Annotated in this window: 14 protein-coding genes; 9 read left to right on the top strand and 5 right to left on the bottom strand. The window is 53.7% G+C overall.

The genetic code is table 11. From position 1 onward, the window contains the following. Window positions 1-81 precede the first annotated feature (81 nt). From FJE54_RS03940 to ku, 4 genes are all read left to right on the top strand, one after another. Complete coding sequence (locus FJE54_RS03940; RefSeq protein ID WP_139651432.1) at window positions 82-2,427, top strand: hypothetical protein; 2,346 nt, start codon at window positions 82-84, stop codon at window positions 2,425-2,427. 260 nt (window positions 2,428-2,687) lie between these two features. Then, complete coding sequence (locus tag FJE54_RS03935; protein WP_139651431.1) at window positions 2,688-3,482, top strand: MerR family transcriptional regulator; 795 nt, start codon at window positions 2,688-2,690, stop codon at window positions 3,480-3,482. Window positions 3,483-4,030: 548 nt separating this feature from the next. Next, window positions 4,031-5,476: an IS3 family transposase gene (locus FJE54_RS03930; RefSeq protein WP_139651430.1), complete on the top strand. Its 1,446-nt coding sequence runs from the start codon at window positions 4,031-4,033 to the stop codon at window positions 5,474-5,476. A gap of 301 nt (window positions 5,477-5,777) precedes the next feature. After that, window positions 5,778-6,590 (top strand): non-homologous end joining protein Ku, encoded by an 813-nt coding sequence (gene ku, locus FJE54_RS03925; protein WP_139651429.1) that lies wholly within the window; start codon window positions 5,778-5,780, stop codon window positions 6,588-6,590. 122 nt (window positions 6,591-6,712) lie between these two features. On the opposite strand, the gene FJE54_RS03920 is transcribed toward ku, so the two are convergent. Then, window positions 6,713-8,362, bottom strand: coding sequence for an FAD-dependent oxidoreductase (locus FJE54_RS03920; RefSeq protein WP_139652207.1), 1,650 nt, complete (start codon window positions 8,360-8,362; stop codon window positions 6,713-6,715). A gap of 212 nt (window positions 8,363-8,574) precedes the next feature. On the opposite strand from FJE54_RS03920, the gene FJE54_RS03915 reads away from it, so the two are divergent. Continuing rightward, window positions 8,575-10,056: a helix-turn-helix transcriptional regulator gene (locus FJE54_RS03915; protein WP_139651428.1), complete on the top strand. Its 1,482-nt coding sequence runs from the start codon at window positions 8,575-8,577 to the stop codon at window positions 10,054-10,056. Window positions 10,057-10,200: 144 nt separating this feature from the next. Here the strand turns inward: FJE54_RS03915 and FJE54_RS03910 are convergent, their stop codons facing one another. Together FJE54_RS03910 and FJE54_RS03905 are read right to left on the bottom strand one after the other, a co-directional pair. Further along, window positions 10,201-11,193, bottom strand: a complete 993-nt coding sequence (locus tag FJE54_RS03910; RefSeq protein WP_139651427.1) for an LCP family protein — start codon at window positions 11,191-11,193, stop codon at window positions 10,201-10,203. A gap of 74 nt (window positions 11,194-11,267) precedes the next feature. Then, window positions 11,268-12,377, bottom strand: a complete 1,110-nt coding sequence (locus tag FJE54_RS03905) for an LCP family protein (RefSeq protein ID WP_255467208.1) — start codon at window positions 12,375-12,377, stop codon at window positions 11,268-11,270. Window positions 12,378-12,850: 473 nt separating this feature from the next. Between FJE54_RS03905 and FJE54_RS03900 the strand changes: the two genes are divergently transcribed. The 4 genes from FJE54_RS03900 to FJE54_RS03885 all read left to right on the top strand — a co-directional run bounded on the left by FJE54_RS03900 (window position 12,851) and on the right by FJE54_RS03885 (window position 16,938). Beyond that, window positions 12,851-13,114 (top strand): hypothetical protein, encoded by a 264-nt coding sequence (locus tag FJE54_RS03900; protein ID WP_139651426.1) that lies wholly within the window; start codon window positions 12,851-12,853, stop codon window positions 13,112-13,114. Window positions 13,115-13,118: 4 nt separating this feature from the next. Beyond that, on the top strand, window positions 13,119-13,406 hold the full coding sequence (locus FJE54_RS03895) for a hypothetical protein (protein WP_139651425.1): 288 nt from the start codon (window positions 13,119-13,121) through the stop codon (window positions 13,404-13,406). A gap of 777 nt (window positions 13,407-14,183) precedes the next feature. Next, window positions 14,184-16,007: a DUF6020 family protein gene (locus FJE54_RS03890; protein ID WP_139651424.1), complete on the top strand. Its 1,824-nt coding sequence runs from the start codon at window positions 14,184-14,186 to the stop codon at window positions 16,005-16,007. Continuing rightward, window positions 15,988-16,938: a glycosyltransferase family 2 protein gene (locus FJE54_RS03885; RefSeq protein ID WP_255467207.1), complete on the top strand. Its 951-nt coding sequence runs from the start codon at window positions 15,988-15,990 to the stop codon at window positions 16,936-16,938. Before FJE54_RS03890 ends, FJE54_RS03885 begins: the two co-directional genes overlap by 20 nt. Before the next feature lie 281 nt (window positions 16,939-17,219). Here the strand turns inward: FJE54_RS03885 and FJE54_RS03880 are convergent, their stop codons facing one another. Then, a complete protein-coding gene (locus FJE54_RS03880; RefSeq protein ID WP_180326549.1) occupies window positions 17,220-18,053 on the bottom strand; it encodes an LbetaH domain-containing protein in 834 nt (277 codons plus the stop codon). Window positions 18,054-18,112: 59 nt separating this feature from the next. Continuing rightward, complete coding sequence (locus FJE54_RS03875; RefSeq protein WP_139651421.1) at window positions 18,113-18,856, bottom strand: SDR family NAD(P)-dependent oxidoreductase; 744 nt, start codon at window positions 18,854-18,856, stop codon at window positions 18,113-18,115. Window positions 18,857-18,860: the final 4 nt, after the last annotated feature.

The raw sequence follows: 18,860 nt of genomic DNA, 5'->3' as shown, positions 1-18,860 counted from the left end.
ATTAAGTGTTTGTTTTAATGTTATTCGTTGACTTTACTGGTAATATATAGCTTATTAGTTGTCGATCGCTAAGGGGTTATTGTGGGGCAAGCAATCATTCCATTTTGTCTAATTCAATTGGTTGGCCCTTCTATTGTTTTTACTGGTATTGTCATTAACGGCATGTTCGATTGGGGGATTTTCGTAGTTTATTCGGGAATGGGAGCAACAATTTCTCCTCTTACTACCATTCTTTTATCGGCTTGGAAAAAATCTTTTACAGCAGATCAGTTCCGCGAAAATAGCTCTTATTTTTCCTTAATTTTTGCTATTTTAATTATCATAATATATTTGATCCTTACTAATATATGGCTTTATGAAACATTATTACCTCAAGTCTTGTTTCTCTGCGTTTTAGCGCTTATGGCGTTGCTTGCACGAAGAATTCTGAACAAAAGAATAAATGATACCAATAGCTATCTAAAATGGCGGGAACCAATCTTGGTTTCTCTTTGTTCATTGGTCGCGTGCTGTATATACCTTTATGCCACTATTCTTTGGCACATACGCGATGGTAACGAGCCGATCTGGTTTCTTGTTCTTTCAGTTTGCCTGTTAATTGGGTTTTCCTTGCTCGCAGTATGGGCCTATGTGCACGAAGTGTCTCAGGTCAATAGGTGGGTGTTCTCAAGAGTAATCGAGGAGGAACAGTTTAAAAAACACTTTCAAGGGCCCTTGAACGATGCCGTAAACCTAGCATCGCATCACTGCGCTTGCGCTACTGGCGATAATTCGAAAACGCACGATGTGGATTTCTTTTTGTCAATGTTGATGAGGCCAGCGGTTTATACAAAAAGACTACACGAGGATATATCTCCTTCTAGAGGTTTCTACCGTATTAAATCAAAAATGGACATTTGCATACCTATAGATAGTGCATCCAGAAATAGCATAATTATCCCTGTTGTCCTTCGAAGCAAGAAAGAACTGACCTCGGAATTAGAATTTATTGACACTGACGGCAATCCGCTATATCGGCTCAATGATGCCGAAACGGAAGATGTTTTAGCTGAATCATTGTCTTGTCTTTTTTGTACAGAAGGAAATTGCTCTGGAGCAAATCAAAATAAAGCAAAGGAATTTGCTGCGTTCATAATGAATGATTTACCAAACACCAGTTCACCAATTGTTGATTCTGACCTGGACTGTGAAACACAAGCCATCCTTGAGGAGCTATTGTTAATGTTTGAAAGAGTTAAGCCAGTTTGCGTAAGAGCCATAATAAGAAAACATTATCAAGGAAACGAGCACTCCGCTTTTCCAGAATTAGCTGATCCAAATCTCGAATGTTCACTCACAGTGATTCGCAACACCCCTCTTGTTCCCCTAGTTCGTGAAACAGATAATAAAAAAAGACTGATTGTTATGTGGATCAAAAGGCAGTTTACCAAACATAGGTTGGTTTATTACTACAATCTAGGAAATGCAGATAGAGCGCAGAGCTACCATCTCACATTTTCAGGTCCCGAAGGCTCATACTTTACCGGCTCTAACTTACGAAGTACGGACCCTGATAGAGCTAAGCATTTCATTGCTTCCAAAATGACCATGACCAATCGCTACGACCAAAAGAATTCTCGTGTCTATATCAAGAATGGAAGGGGCTTTTGCAATGCCGCTCTTAGGATTGAATACGAGGATAGAGACCATAGAGCACTGCAGTCATTGTGCATAGCTTCGGCACTATCATTCGCCCTCCTTACATACGCTGGTGTATCATATATGTATAGCGATGGTTCGGAGGGTAACGTTGGGCTCATCAATTTATTCAATAACTTCCAATATATTGCGGCTTTCTTTGCTGCGATAACATTTGCTGGACTAATGTCAGTATGGGAAACGTTAAGAACCAGCCATAGCGAAGAATGGATGTGGGTTTCTGCGTTCATGATAATTGCCTCATCCTTATTAGCACTAGGCTTAGTAGTTATACTGCAAATAACTAGTGTTGCCGAAGGCGTAGACCAAAGTGGCAGCATCATTGTTTCTAATAAAATAGTTAATAATTACGGAATAGCCATTGACTTCACCTGGATAATTCTTATGGTACTGTCATTCGGCGCTTTCTTTTGCCTTTCTCTGATACTATTCGAAAAAATAAAAAAACATGGGTCGTTTGTATATAAAGTTCCTGCAACAAGATCAATGCACGATAAATGGACAATACCAATAATTCCACAAAATGGCACGATAGGATACGAAAGCTCTATCAAAAATGGGGGAAGAGATCTTGATGTCTATGAGGGACTATTTTGCCTAGAGTGGTCAGACGGTTGGCTTGTTCCTATTTGGTCTTCTCTCTGCAACACGCATCGAACCACTGATGCTTGTTTCGTAAAAGCAGTTAATGAAACCGCTGAAAGTAGAGTAAATGATTATGCTAACTAAGTTTAGCCTTCTTATAAAGAGTACACATCCAACGGTGAATAGCGCAACCGAATGGTGTGAAGTTGGATCAATCTACAGCTCCATCTTTTGATGATAATCGCTTACAATTATACTCACTCTTAGCGATCCTTATAGCAAGTTGTTAGAATAATTAACATATCAATTTATCACTAACCATAAATCCCCCGTTGACATTCCCGTTAGGGCATACCCCATACTGAAGCTCGAACGTTCGACCAAGCATGAAAGACGGCTAGCCTATGTTGACAATCGGAGAGTTCTCCCGGACTTGTTTTGTAACGAAGAAAACCCTGCGCCATTACGACGACATCGGGCTTTTGCGGCCTGCCCACGTTGCCGAGAACGGGTATCGCTATTACACAGTCGGCCAAATCCGCACGATGCGCTTGATCCTTCGGCTCAAGGCATACGGGTTCTCGCTGCCTGAAATCGCTGCGCACTTGGCCAATCCCGATAGTACTGCCCTTTCCCAAAAGCTCGTTGAAAAGCAGCGCCTCATGGAAAGCGAACGCGACCAAACCGAACGCGTGCTGCGTCGTATGGAGCAGGACATTGAAAAACTCGAAAGGAATGTAGATATCATGGAACAGAACATCACGGTAACCACCGTCGAACGCGAACCGCAAACCATCTTCGGCATTCGCAAGAACATCAGCGTGCAAGATTTTCAGGAGTTGTTCGGCGAACTGTATGCCGCAGCAGGGAAGAAGGGCCTCCAGCCGCTCGGAGGTCCGATGGCCTTTTATCACGACGAGGATTTCAACGCTGAGCACACCGATATTGAAGTTGCCCTTCCCGTGGCTGCGGGCACGCCGGGTTCTCGCGAGCTCGCTGGTGGCTTGCATGCGTGCTCGACGCTCGTCGGACCCTACGATTCGGATGCGTTCACGGCAATCTATGCAGGTCTTATGCAATGGATCGACGAGAACGGCTATCACGTTGCCAACAGTCCGTTCGACTCGTATGTGAAAGGCGGCCCCGAAGTCGATCCGAAGGATTACGTCACCGAGGTGTACTTCCCCATCGCGAAATAGGTTTCATCCGGCGGCTGCCGGACGGGTTTTGACTGGTCTGATTTTTGAGCTGCTTTTGCATGGCGCGGTTGGGTGGTGCTTTCTTGTAGCGCCCCGCCACTTCCGGTGGGGCGCACCTGCCAAGCCCACCCCGCCGCATTGGAAAGGCACGACTCAGAGGATACTGCCGACGGAGGTCGCAGATTCACCTCACGGAACATGCTGGTTGCATGACGCTGCGTCTTGGTTGTGATACGAAAGGCGTGTTCCCGAGATAGCCAATTTGTGCACGGGATTGGTGCTATGTCACTCTTGAGATGCGCTTTCTGTTCCCGAGTTTCCCGATTCGGGCACAAAATCCGAGGTTTGACAATTATGTAGTGAGATACATAATACTTTCTGAACTTTTAGCGTATAAAATGCCTGATGGCGAAATTCAAAATCATCAAAACTCAAATGCATGATATTCCCTAATTGTCAAACCGGAGGTGCGGCAGGAAGTTGGACCGCCGGCAGGCGGTCCACGACCGATCGAGCGGCCCCCGCGGGGGCCGCGAGGAGGGAGCCGCATGTACACGGAAAGGGAGAAGGTCCGCTACGTCGAGACGATGTGGGCCGAGGGGCTCACGCCCCGCGCCGCCGAGCGGAAATGGGGGACCCCGTCCAGGGAGTCGCTGAGGCGGTGGCTGGAGCAGGCCGAGGAGGGCTCCCTGCCGGCGGAGATGCCCAGGGTGAAGGGGCGCGCCGAGCACGCGCCCCACTCCCGCTACCCCGAGGCCACCAAGGCGGAGGCCGTCCGCCTCTACGGCCTCGGGGAGAAGCCCGCGCACATCGCCCGCCGCCTCGGCATCGCCGAAGCGAGCATAATATCGGTCTGGAGCAGGAAGGCCCGCAAAAGCGCTATCATGTCCGAGACCGGCGCGGAGGGCGCGCCGCGCGAGGACGAGGGGGCGAAGCCGGGCATGGGGCAGGCGGCGGGATCGGACGACAGGCGGATCGAGGCCCTCCGGGCCGAGCTCGAGGAGGCGCTCTTCGAGGTGAGCGTCTACAAGGAGCTGATGCGCGACCCAAAAGCCGCAAGCCCGGCGAGCCTGTCGAAGAGGCGGCTCGTCGGGTTAGGCGAGAGGCTGAGGCGGGACTGCGGGTGCTCCCTGGCCCGGATCTCGACGTTCTTGGGAATCTCGAAGAGCACCTACCTCTACCACCGGGCGAGGCTCGATAGCCCGTCCGGCATGACGGACGGGGGCTTCGACGGGGCCGTGGCCGCGGCCTTCGCGGAGAACGGCGGGATCTACGGCTACCGCCGCCTCAAGGCGGCGCTGGAGGCCGGCGGCGTCCGCGCGCCCGAGCGCAGGGTGCGCGAGTCGATGGCGCGCCAGGGGCTCGTCGCCCGGTGCTCCAGGTCGGAGAAGAGATGGAGCTCGTACGCGGGCGAGGTGTCGGACGCGCCCGGGAACCTGCTGCTCGGCGAGCACGGGAGGCACGACTTCTCGGCGGACGCGCCCAACGAGCTGTGGCTCACCGACATCACCGAGATGCGGGGGCGCGACGGCAAGTGCTACCTGTCCGCCGTCGTCGACTGCTTCGACGGCAAGGTCGTCGCCTGGCGCGCCTCGGAGAGCCCCAACGCCGAGCTCGCGAACTCCACGCTCGCCGACGCGATAGCGACGCTTCGGGAGGGCCAGCGTCCCGTCATCCACTCCGACCGCGGCGGGCACTACCGCTGGAAGGGGTGGATCGCGCTGTGCGAGGGGGCCGGCCTCGTGCGCTCGATGTCGCGCAAGGGGCACAGCCCCGACAACGCGGCGTGCGAGGGCTTCTTCGGCCGGGCGAAGGTCGAGGCGTTCCATTCGCTCGTGCGCGCGGGGGCGCCCGTCGCCGAGATATTCGAGGCCGTCGCGCGCTACATCACGTGGTACAATGACGGCCGCCTCAAGACGTTCAGGGAGAACGGGAAGAAGGCCACCTGCGAGACCATCGAGGGCCGCCGCAGGAGGCTCGGGCTGGCGGCCTGAGCAGTCCAAGAATCCTGCCGCACCCCCAACCTCCAATTTTGTGCCAAGATCAAGGCACGCGGGAACACGCAGACCACATGTCACCTCCTTTTGTTCGAACAGCATCGCCCGAAGGCTTCCCGTATCTCCGAAGTGAAGCATCGCCCGAAGGCTTCCAAACGCATGAAGGGAAGCATCAACCTGCCTCGATGTATCCATCCGGCAACAGCATCGCTCCCATTCGGTACGACGCACTGCGCATACGCGCACGCAATGCTACGATCAACCTACCTATCCCCTACCGAACAGGCAGGTGACCGACATGGCCGCATCGAAAAAGGGCGCTATCGCGTTCGGCCTCGTCTACATACCGGTGGAGCTGTACGCCGCAACCCGGCAAGAGGAAATCCGCTTCAACCAGCTCGCGAAAGAAAGCATGAGCCGCGTGCGGTACGTGAAAACGTGCCCGAGCTGCAAGGGCGAGCTCGAGCCCGAGGACATCGTGAAGGGGTATCAGTACGAGAAGGGCAAATACGTCGTCGTCACCAACGAAGAGCTCGACTCGATCAAAACCGAAAAAGACAAGGCCATCGCCATCGATCAGTTTGCCGACCGCGACGAGATCCCGCCTATCTACTACCAGAAATCCTACCAAGTGGTCGCACAGGACGGCGGCGAAAAGGCACTGGAACTTCTGCGCCGCGCGATGGTCGAGAAGAACAAGGTGGCCATCGGAACAACCGTGATGGGCAACTCCGAAGACCTGTTCGCGCTCGTTCCTTACGGCGACGAGCTTGCGCTGATCACGTTGTTCTACGAAAGCGAAATCCGCGACATGCCCAAAACCGAACGGCATCCCGAGATTTCCGACAAGGAGCTTACGCTCGCCGAAAATCTCGTGGAACAGCTCGAGCGGCCGTTCGACCCCTCGGAGTACAAGGATACATACCAAGAAAAGCTTCGCGACCTCATCCAGGAGAAGATCGAGGGCAAAGAGGTCGTGGCACCGAAGGAATCCGGTGGAAAGCCTTCGAACGTCATCGACCTCATGGATGCGCTTTCCGCAAGCTTGAAGGAAACGAAACCCAAGCCCAAGCGCTCAGGCGGAAGCAGGAGCAAGAAGGCGGCTTCGTAAGGGTTGGGCGCGGGAAGGTAGCGGGAACAAGCGCGAAAGTTTCAGCAGGCTTTGCACTGCTTATACAGAAAGACCCCGCTCCGCAGACGCGGTGCGGGGCCGATGCCGCTGAACGATAAAATTTACAGCAGGTTTTCTGCAGCATGGCGCGCAGCCACAAGTCCGGAATGGAGCTCGTAGGCGACGGCGCTTCCGGGAAGCTGGAAGTAGTACATCTGCGTGTAGAACGGGAAGCTGTCCACGCCGATGACGTAGAGCCCCTTGATGGGATTCCAGTTGACGTCGGCAGCCTGCATCTGACGGTTGACGCGCACCCCGCCGATGGAGCAGAGCGGGCTCACGCCGAGCTGCGTGGCGAAATAGGGACCCTCGCCAATGGGCACGAGTCCGTCGGCGTACTTCCCGAAGTCGACGTCCTCGCCCGCAGCGCACACTTCGTTGTACCGATCGATCGTCGCTTTGAGCGTCGTGTAGTCGATATCCATGGCCTTCGCAAGGTCTTCGAGGGTGTCGGCCTGGAACTTGGTGTTGAACTCGTTGGCGCTCAGCATGAGATCCATGCAGTCCTGGCCGAGCATATCCTGGATCGCCTTGTCGATGATGGCAAAGCTCTTCCGCTGTGACATGATTGCGCCCGTAGCCCAGCCGGCAATGCCGCCCTCAGGCTTGGCAGCCGATTCGTCAGCGAACCGCTCGCCCTCTTCGTTCACCCAGATGCACTTGCCCATCTTGAGAATGTTCCACACCGGATGCTCGTCGTTTCTATTGGGCGAGTACGACGAATCGAGCTTCTGCTCGCGTGCCTTCTGCTCAGCGAGCCCCATTTCGGCGAACGCCGGCTGCTCGATGAACCCGACCGAGCCGAGCATGTCGAACGCACCGGCTTTCATGGAAAGCGTATAGCCGTCGCCCGTGGTTCCCGGCGAGAAGGTGTAGGGGGAAACCACGCTGTCGGCGCGCCCCACCTTGGTCATGAGTTCCTCGCTCGCGCAGATACCTCCCGTTCCGAGCATGACCGCCTTTGCGTTCACCTGGATGTAGTTGCCCTTGGAATCCTGCGCGACGACGCCCACCACGTCGGCACCATCCATGACGATATCGACTGCCGGCGTGCTCGTGAGGATTTCCACACCGAGCGATTCGGCCGTCGCCTGCATGCCGGCAATGTACACGGTACCCGAGCCGACGCGGCCGCGAACGGGGTCGATCGTACCGCCATCCTCGCCCCAGTAGTGCATGGTTGGGTTGCCGCCTTTGTAGTTGTCGACCACACTTGAGATGGGAACGCCGTGCTCGGCTACCCAGTCGATGTTGTCCGATGAAGCTTCGGCCATGTCGATGTAGTAGCGGATGTTGGGAATGTAGTTGAACATGCGCTGATCTTCCACCACTGCTTCGCGGTAGTCGTATTCAACGCCCGCTGCTTTGCTGTATTTGGTGTCAAAGCCGCTCGGTCCGTACGTGTGGTTGCCGTTGCCGCCGAGAATGGCCTCCTTCTCAAGCAAGAGCGTCTTCGCGCCTAGGCTTGCCGCCTCGACTGCAGCCGCCATGCCTGCGTTGCCCGAGCCCACGACTACAACGTCGACGTCTTTGGTTTCCGCTATCTCGTATGACGGCGCACTCGCACCATCGGCAGGTACGTTTGCGTCTTCGTTAGCAGCGGCCGGCTTGTCCTGCCCCCCAGCGGCACATCCGCCTAAAACGCCAGCTGCTCCGAGAACACCGGTGGCGAGCGCACCCTTGAGGAAGTTCCTTCGATCCAAATTGTGCATGGTAATCCTCCGTTTCGTATCCCTTTTCCCCGTCGTGTTTCCCACGGATATCCGTTTCGAAGCACGACCAAAACGATCCTGTCACGAGCGAGAAAACTCAGATACCGTAAGGGAGGTGATATTGGGCGTTAGCTTCACCTGTTTTAGATGAATCGGCACGGTAGTGCTATGGTACGGTAGTATGGGTGGATGTGCGCAGTGCGAGGGGTTCCATGAAAACAGTCTCGATTGAAATACCCGCAGCCAAGATGTCGATCAGCCCGAGTTTGAGCATCGGCTTTGGGCTCCATTGGGTATGGGTTTACTGCATCATGTTTGCAACGGGAAGAGTGCTCAGCCCAGCGGTCGAGGGCCTTGAGTTCTCACCGCTTGCCGGGTTTGCCTTTGGTGTGTTCTGCAGTATCTGCATCACCTTTCTTGCCGCTGGGTTGTTCGGAACGGGCTTCGAATCGCTTGATCGCAGAAAGCGCGCGATCGCCATCGCAACCGCACTCGGCGTTGCAGCAACCGCCGTTCGCTTCGTTTCCCTCGCACTCGATACCTACGATGCCCTGTACGCGGTCGGCATGGCGGGAGGTATGCTGGGAGGAATTGCCACCGGATATCTGCTCGTTTGCTGGGGAATTGCGTATCGAAACCTTGATAGCGGCTCAGTCGCTTTGAATACCGCGTTAGGCTTGTTGCTTGCCATCGTGGTCTATTTGGCACTCCTTGCGCTTGGAAACTCCCTGATGCTTATCGTATGCACCGTGCTTGCCATCGTCGGCGAAGGGCTTTTGTGCCGCATCGCACAAAAGCCGCTGCAGGAAGAAGCGGCGCTGCACCCGTTCGCACGCCGCAAAGAAAGGCTTCGTACATACGCCAAGCCGTCTTTCGTGCGGTTTGCCCTTGTCATGCTGATCTTTGGATTTGTGGACAGCATTTTGAGGGAGCTCGCACTGAGCACGATCGACGCGGGGCAATCGCTACCCGGTTCATTGGTGGGGCTTTTCCTCATCGCAACCGGTTTCGTTACCCTGTTTTTCTTCGTCTACGTAATCATGCAGGCGCGATCCTCTGCCGAAGGCACCTATTCGTTTGCCACCCTGTTTGTAGTCGGCGTGGCGGTGGGGCTTCTGTTCTTCATGGATACCTCGTTCGGCTTCGTCTACCAGTTCGTATGCGTAGTCGTGTACCTCTTGTTCGAGCTGCATGTATGGACGCTTCTGTCCCATATTGCCTGGAATCGCCACGTGCCTTCGAGCATCCTGTACGGTTTCGGGCTGTTTTTCTTATTCGCGGGGCAGTTCTTGAGCCCCATTGCGAACGGGTTCGTCGCCTCGCTCGCCCAACCGCTTCAATTGGGAAGCGTGACCGAACCCATCATCCTCATGCTCGCGTTGTTGACTGCGGTGGTCCTGCTTGCGACGGGATCGGCCCGAAGCGGCTCGCTGTTTGCCGAAGACGACGGTGTTGCGGGGGCGGCGGCCGATGACGAGCTTGCGCACAAGGTGGATACCATCGTGCAGAGATACCTGCTGACCGAGCGCGAAGGCGAGATACTCTCGATGCTTGCGAAGGGCCGAAGTTTTGCGAAGATCAGCGAGCGCCTCTACGTGTCCGAGAACACGACGAAGACCCACGTGAAGAACATCTACCGGAAAACCGGTGTCCACTCGAAGCAGGAGCTGATGGATCTGGTGGATGGGATGTAAAGCGATGCGGGGATTGGCGCTAAACGGAGGAACACAGGGGGACGGTTCTCTTGTGCTCCTCTTGTGTCCCCAACAAAAAGAGTGCTTGGGGTTTATCCCAAGCACTCGTATGGTACGCATTGAGCGAAGATACTCTGCTTCGGTTTACCCCACTGGCACGATGGTCGGCAGAGGCACTACCGTGGTGGGGTCGCCGCCTTCTTCGACGACCCTCATGACCTCGCTCCACGTTGCCTCGTCGCGAGGAATCAGCCAAAGGCCGCCGGCGTTGTCATCGAAATCGCCCGAGTAGGGACCGGTGCCCGATACGAACGTGATTTCGCTTGCATGGTCGATGAAATTCATAACCGTTGCCGTCAAGCCATCGGCGGGCCAGTTGGTTTTCGAGTGGCTGGAAAGCGCCGCAAGCGCCGCTGCCGCATTGGCGGGATCGGAGGCAACCTTGTTAATAGCCACTTCGACAATCTGGCGATCCTGGATCTGGCGGCACGCATCCAGGTCGTATGCGTACAGTTTGCGTACGCGGGCAAGCACGAGCGATTCAGCGCCGTTCAGATCCTGCGACCCCGCAGCAAGCTCGATGTTCTCGCCGCTCACGATATCCTGCAGGTGCATGTCGATCGGTACGTTAGCCGTGATGCCACCTAAAGCGTTCACAAAGTTCTCGAACTCGACAAAGCCTGTATCGAAGTAATACTTGATCTTCACGCCAGTCAGGCTTTCGACCTCTTTCTCAAGCCCTTCGATACCCTTGACACGGTACACCTCATTAAGCTTGTTCGTCGATCCATCCAGATCAACCGCCGTATCGCGGGGCACCGTGACGAGCGCAACTTGGTAGGTAGTCGGATCGATGCGTGCGAGCATGATGGTATCCGCGCGCCCGGTGCCATCCGAGTATTCGCCCTTGTCAATCTCAACCGTACCTGTACGGGAATCGTTGCCGACAACAAGCACGTAGAACGGCTCTGTTTCGGCACCGACCGTCTTGTCAGCCGTAGTCTCCTTCATCGCTTCGGTATCGCTTGGCTCTTCCGGTTTTTCTTGCTGGCAACCGGCCAATGCGAATGCACATACAGCGCAGAGAGCAACCAGCGCTACCTTGAACCAGCGTTTCATGTCCTTTGCCTTTCCCATAGTTTTACGTCTCCCTTGTTCGCACATGAAAAGAAATGCATCTGTGTGCACTCAGCTTATTTCGTTTGGATATTCTAAGCCGCAGAAGGAATAATGGCAGTACTATTCACATCAAGTCCACTCGGATCATCGCCCGATTCGACGACCGCCATGAGATTTGCCCAGCCTTCCGGGTTTTCATAGCACAGCCAAATACCGCCCGCCGCTTCATTTATATCGCCATCAGTTGGCCCTGTACCGCTGTACATGGTCATACTTCCCGAGCCTCCGGCATACTCCATTGCCAAGGACACTAGGTCAGACGCGTTGAGATCGGTTCCCACGCTCTCTGCAAGGCTCAGCACGGTATCGGGCAATTCGTAGAAGGGCTTCTCGAGAACCTTCGTGATGATAGCCTCGAGCAACGTTCTAATGTTGTTTTGACGATGAGCATCTTGATCGGTCTCGTACTCATGGCGGGCGCGGGCGAATATCTGCGCTTGCTGCCCATCGATGGTTTGTACGCCTGGCTCAAGCGTGATCCATTCACCCGTGAGCGCATCCTTGTACGAAAGCTCGACAGGCACGTCCACCTCAACACCGCCGAGCTTATCAACAAGCTCTTGAAACTCCGAAAAATGCACCTCGGCGTAGTGGGCAATAGGTACCCCGGTGAGCTCTGAGACAGCCTTGATCGAGTATGCGGCACCCCCGATGTTGTACGCTTCGTTGATTTTCACGATAGTACCGTCTTCGAGCGAAAGCGGTGTATCACGCGGAATAGACACCATGGTAACCTGCTTGTTCTTCGCATCGACGCGAACGAGGATCATAACGTCGGATCGTTGGTTATCGCCCGATTCGGCTGCATTGCCCGATGTGCCTGATCCTTCTCGAGAATCGGAGCCGAGTAAAAGCATGTAGAACGGCTCGCCCGCGATAGGAGACGTGAGGGCATCGTTTACCGCGGCATCGGTCTGATCGCCCATGGAAAGCCTCTCGTTGAGCGCCCCTGAGAACCAAAGCGCATAAGCCCCGACAGCGAAGACAGCGCACAGGATGAGAGCCCCCGCGACGACGAGCGCCTTCTTCCATGGGGGCGTTTTCCGCTTGCGGCTCTTGTAATTCGGGTTGCCGGTGCGGCTGTACTGGGCGAGCTGCTGGTTGAAGGCAGCCTGTTGCGAAGAAGCCTGCCGCGCTCGCACGTTGGTCGCCGATCGCGTTGTTGCAGCCGAAGCGCTGCGGGGACTGCCTTGGTGGCGGGATGTGCTGTGGCGAGCTTGGGGGGTGGTGCGCTGGGGGGCTGATGCGGCTCTGCGACTGCCCTGGGAGGCTTCGCGGCTGGATGACACCCTACCGCGAGCCTGGTCTTGCGGCGGGTTTCGGTACGCGGCATCGGGCTGAGTGCGACCCGGTTGCCGTTTCGAGTGCGCGCCCTGCCGGGGACCATCGCCTGACCGTACATGCTTTGCAGCCACGAGTACCTTCCTGAATGAGCAGTATCCAAGGAATAATAGCACAGCAGCGTACCGCACTTGGATTTTCCAAGGGGAATTCACGCGGTGAGTCGCTCGTTGACAATACAATAGCCGAAGCCACCCTCACCAACAGTGGGAGGTTTTGAAGCTATATTAATTTCGTGTTACAATTCGGTTAGCATAATTATGGAAGGCTCGGAATGGACGACGTTTACGTGCACGAGCACGCCCTCAAATACGGGCTCGACGAAGACGAGATCATCTACGCTTGGACTAACTTCGTCAGAAGCCAGCAGAGACGGACTCCTCGGGAAGACCAGATCGTAAGAACCGGCTACGGGAAGAAAACCGCCCGCTCGATTCAGATGATAGGGGTCGCAGCGTCTTACGGCACGCTCATAATCCACGCCATGAACCCTGTGCAGGACTCGATAAGAAGAGAGCTCGGATTGCCACGGAGGTGACACCATGAAGACCGCGAAAGAACTGGAAGAGATGTTCGGAATTGCTTCCGACAGGATTGAGAAAATAGACGAGGATGCGAGCAAGGGCATCCTTCAGGGCTCCGTCGTTAAAACCGTAACGGGCCCGGGCCGTCCCCCTCTGTTCGACGAGCCGATGCAGCAAGTCGCCTTCAAGGAGCCGCGCGGTAGGGTTCGCGCCATAGACGCCCGAGCGGCGCAGCTGGGACTGGCCAGGTCAGACTATCTTCGCCAGCTCGTAGAGAACGACCTCGAGTGCGCGGGCATGGCTTGATTGCTTTCCAAAGACTCGAAGGGGTTATGGAACTTTTGACACACTGCCTGTCCAACTCAGCAATACCAACAAGATCAGTCGCTCGAACAAGCACTGATAATAAAGGATTATGCAATACATCCGGTAGCGGGATTGCCTTCATAAAGCTGGTACATTGATCGCCGACAACCCATTGCTGCAGTCAATCAATTCGATATAGCGCGATTTCAACTTGCCGTCGAAACGTTGGTTCTCGCTATTGGACGGATGGTATTCTTTTGCCTAAATGCTTCGCATCCTCCAGAAAGCTATCGACTCCTGAAAACTATTTGATCAACACCGCATCAAAGCGAATCAACACCGTGTGTCAAAATCAGATAATCAAGACTGTCAAAAAGCGTCCGATGAAGCAGATTTTTTCGATACCGCTCAACCTCTTAATAGAACCCCGAAATGCATCCCCGCCTCTTCAACGTGAAACGATATGCTGTGATATCATGTTTGCATGTTTACCAAGTCAACAACATATAGATCTCTTTTTTCAGCATTCAGCGCATTGCTTACAGTGTTTGCTTGCGCTATGCAGACAAAAGTTGCAAAACCGCTGGGAATAGACCTTCAGCCTGTTTATGGACTGGATGCGGTTTCATCTGTTCTTTACAGGCTGCGTGACATCTTCACCATCGCATTGAACCCCCCCCCAGCGGCGCACTCTGGCTTGTAGCTTTTATCGCGCTTCTCTTTTTCTACCGAAAAACATTTTTTCAGAAATCCTGGACATTTGATAAAACGGCAGCAGTGCTCGGTTTGTTTTTATCGCTTTGTTTGTTATTAGGTGCCAGCTATTATGTTTACGATTCGTGGAAATTTCTCTTTCACAACAAGTTCCAGATCGCGTGCTTCATTGTTGCGGCATGTGGCTATTGGGTTCTTCTCTACGCCTGCCTCAAACATCTTTATAGAGCGCTTGACGCAGACCATAAAAAAGAAGCGCACAACGTTTCGACGTTATCGGGTTTATGCAATAAAGTAATAGATTGGTTTTTTAGGCATCCCTTTTTAGCTCCAGTTCTATGCATAGGCAGTACATGGAGCGTTGTCTTCCTCATCTTTTTTCCTGGCTCAGTTACTTGGGATGGCCTCTGGCAGCTCAACCAGTATTTCCAAGTACCCATGCCAGAGTCAGGCTCCCCCATTTATTTTGAACCGTCAAACCATCAGCCGTATTTTGCCACATGCATAATCGGATTCGTGATGCAAATTGGAAGATTGGTTGGATCCGATACCGGAGGAGTGTTCCTCGTTGTTTTTATTCAAATTACTCTGTGCCTCTCTGTGTATGCCTCGGTAGTTGCCCACGAAATCAAACTTGGCATGCCACGATCGATTGCCGTTGGAACAACCGCTTTTTTTGCTTTATGCCCTATTTGGGCATCTTATGCCCAAGCGGTAGGAAAAGATGCGCTCTTCGCTGCATTTTTCTGTTTATTTACCCTTTCTCTTTTCGACGTAGCTCTCAATAGAAAAGCGCCTGAACGTATAGACCGACGTACATGGATTCTTCTTGCTATATCAACGCTGATGGTTTGCTTGTTCAGAAATAACGGGCTTTGGGCGGTATTGCCCACCTTAATTGTTGCTTGCATCGCGCTCAGGACTGTACGAGTTAGCCTTCTGATCAGTATGGGGTCGAGCACGTTGCTTGCATGCGTGTTGATGTTTGTTGCTCTTCCTGCAATGGGGATACCGAAGGGAAGCAGCGCAGAGGCATTGAGCATACCTTTTCAACAAACTGCTCGGTACCTCCTTGAGTACCCAGAAGATGTTACCGACAAGCAGATGGCTGTCATCGATGCTCTATTCTCCGGTAACGATCTTGCTTCGCTGTACAACCCCGAGCTCTCCGATCCAGTAAAAGGAACGCTTAAGCAAGACGCGTCGATCGATGAATTCGCATCTTACGGGACCGTATGGTTTGAGATGCTTTTAAAGCATCCAGATTCATATTTACAAGCGACACTCAATAATACCTACGGTTATTTTTACCCAAGCGGGGTCTTTGACGACCATGTTGACACGTATTTCTTTGCCACCAATACAAGCCCCGTTATTAACACAGGATTCTTCGACTTCGAATATGTATTCGATTCAGGCGAACACGTTCGAAACGTCGTTTCAGATGCCTCTTATCTACTCGAACGCATTCCTTTACTCGGAATTGTTGTGTCATGCGCGACATATGTATGGGCGTTTATCATTGTATTCGGGTATGCTGTATCGCGGAAAAAGAAAGTCGCACTCTACCTCTGCATACCCAGCTTAATCACTCTGCTGATCTGCCTAGCCTCTCCGGTTAATGCCTGCATCCGCTATTTTCTTCCCGTCATGGCCACCCTGCCCGTTATCATCATGGCATGTACTCTTCACAAATCACGTACTTTGTCAGAGCCCATTGATGACCACGAATCCAATCGAAATGCAAATCATGCTTCTGATAGAAAAGTTGCCGCTCGCCACCGAAGAAAGCTTGGCTCTACCAACCGATTTAATAACCTACTAAAACGCACAAAAACAATTCTGGAAGAAAAGGGCGGTAATCGTCGTGGATCCGAGTTCCAATAAAGTCGTCGCCGTGCTCATACCGTGCTACAACGAGGCCGTGACGATCGGCAAGGTGGTCGACGACTTCAAACGCGAGCTGCCGGGCGCCGAGGTCTACGTCTACGACAACAACTCCTCCGACGGCACCGCCGACATCGCGCGGGCGCACGGCGCGACCATGAGGATGGAGCCCAGGCAGGGCAAGGGCAACGTCGTGCGCCAGATGCTGCGCGACGTCGACGCCGACTGCTACGTCATGGTCGACGGCGACGACACCTACCCCGCCGAGGCCGCGCGCGCCCTCGCCGCGCCGGTGCTCGCCGACGAGGCCGACATGGTCGTGGGCGACCGGCTCTCCAACGGCACCTACGGCCAGGAGAACGACCGGGCCTTCCACGGCTTCGGCAACGACCTCGTGCGCGCGCTCATCAAGTGGATCTACGGCTTCGAGTACTCCGACGTCATGACCGGCTACCGCGCGTTCAACCGCGTGTTCGCCAAGACCATGCCCGTGCTCAGCCCCTCCTTCGAGATCGAGACCGAGCTCTCGATCCACGCCGTCGACAAGCGCTGGCGCGTGGCGGAGGTGCCGGTGGCCTACCGCGACCGGCCCGAGGGCTCGGAGAGCAAGCTCGACACCTTCTCCGACGGCGCGAAGGTGCTTTTGACCATCGGCTCGCTGTTCAAGGACTACCGGCCGCTCGCGCTGTTCTCGTGGGTGGCGCTCCTCCTGTGCCTGCTCGGCCTCATCGCGGGCGTGCCCGTGATCGTGGAGTTCGCGCAGACGGGCCTCGTGCCCAAGCTCCCCTCGGCGCTCCTCGCCGTCGCCCTCGTGTTCGCGGGGCTTCTGAGCTTCTCGTGCGGTCTCGTCCTCGACACCGTGGTCAAGGGCAGCCGCAAGGCCTACGAGCTCGAGGTGACGAGGGTCTACGGGGAGATGCGGAGAAGTTAGCCGAGCATTATATTTGGGCAATTTGCGGGCGATAATCACCAAGCATCCACAAAAATAGCCTTTCGTTTAATGAAGTCGTAAAGTGCTTTTACGTAGGAGGCCCATGCTCGTATCTGTCATTGTTGCAATGGCATGACCGATTACGGCGAGAACGATAAAAAGCAAATTTCAAATTATCGGTATATGGCAATCGCCCAGAATTACTATTCGGCTCATCCCGTTTCTGCCCATGCCTATCTCTTCGATAATGCGCTATTCCCCTAAGGGCAAAGCCCCGTGTTTTACCGTGGCATACCGTACATACCTGAAGCAGAGGTTACGTCCTTGGCAATTCGAGAGCCCATACTGATTTGTGCGTCGTCTGTGAGAGTAACCAGCTGTTTGATGGTAGCATTAAGGCCGACATATGCATTCGCTCCCGTTTTGTCATATCCCCCAAGTGTTGCAGCTGCAGCAATGATGGTATTGCTTCCAAGGTGCACGTCGTGCCCGACGTGCACGTGATCGTCAATCTTGACATGATGAGACAGGGTAGTATCGGTATTTTGTCCGCGGCAAACCGTGGTAAAACTACCCACTTCAACGTGATCGTGAATGCATACGGCTCCGAGACACGGAATGCGCATTTCGTTGCCTTCTTCGTCTTGAACCATGGTAAAGCCTTGAGCGCCGATTTGGGCATGCTCTTTAATCAGGCACTGGGAGCCGATGGTTGCATGCTTGATCACGGCATGCGTCAAAACTATTGTGTCATCGCCAATACGAACGTCGTGACCGATAAACGCCCCTGGCTCAATATAGACATTGCGGCCGAGAACAACCCCTTCACCCCGGTAATAACCTTCGTCGGTCATCACGATCTTTCTTTCCCTACCGCTATTGAACTCCCTCGTGGCAATCTCTTGCGCATACCGTGCGTATTCAAGTACAGGGTTGTCCGAAAATCTAAACTCATGCTTTGCTCGTAAAGACTCGGAAGGAGTCATACCGCTTTCTACGAATACCAAACAACCTTCAACTGCTTCAAGGTTTTGCAGCTTGTTCTCGAGTTTAATACCGACGTATAAAACAGTGTTGCTTACTGGCTCTCCAATGAAAGACGCCTTGGTAACCACGTTACTCCTCACCTCTGGGCTTGCTGTCATCTCTGTCCTCGCTTTGTTCGCATATCGTACTACACAACCATGGCTCCATCGACGCCGATGATTTGACCCGAGATGTATAAAGAATCATCAGATGCGAGGAAGAGACACAACTTTGAAACGTCATCAGCTGATCCAACGCGATGCATTCCGACTCTATCAACGAGCTCTTTTGCGAACTCGTCACCAATTTGATGAAACATATCGGTATCAATTATTCCTGGCGCTATAGCGTTCACTCTGATATTGAAGGGGGCGAGCTCCTTCGCAGCCGATTTTGTCACCGCGACAATCGCTCCTTTTGAACCCGCATATACAACTTGATTCTTGTTGCCAACAACGCCCATTATGGAGGCCATGTTAATAATACTGCCTGATTTTTGCCGTACCATAAGCTTACACGCATACTGAATCAGATTGATAACTGCGAAGACATTAGTTGTAAAAACTTCTTCGGTCATTGCATGGGAAATCATTCCAATAGGAGCATCCTTCAGTATGCCCGCATTGTTTACAAGAACATCGAGCCGCCCTTGCTCTTTTCTTATTCTCTGGATACAGCTCTTTACCGAAATCTCATCCGTGACGTCGAAGTAGGCCGGGACAACCTTCCCAGGCCCTTCGTTCGTAAGCGAATCCGCCCACTCGTCCAAAGAGCCCTCATTACGACCATTCGCATACACCGTTGCGCCTTCTTTGCAGAAACGCTCCACGGTTGCACGCCCTATTCCTTTGCTGGCCCCAGTTATGAGGCATATTTTACTGTTCAGTCTCATATGT

Origin of the sequence: Raoultibacter phocaeensis (assembly GCF_901411515.1) — a bacterium.
GTDB classification, from domain to species: Bacteria; Actinomycetota; Coriobacteriia; order Coriobacteriales; family Eggerthellaceae; genus Raoultibacter; species Raoultibacter phocaeensis.
This window is presented reverse-complemented; position numbering and strand designations above follow the sequence as displayed.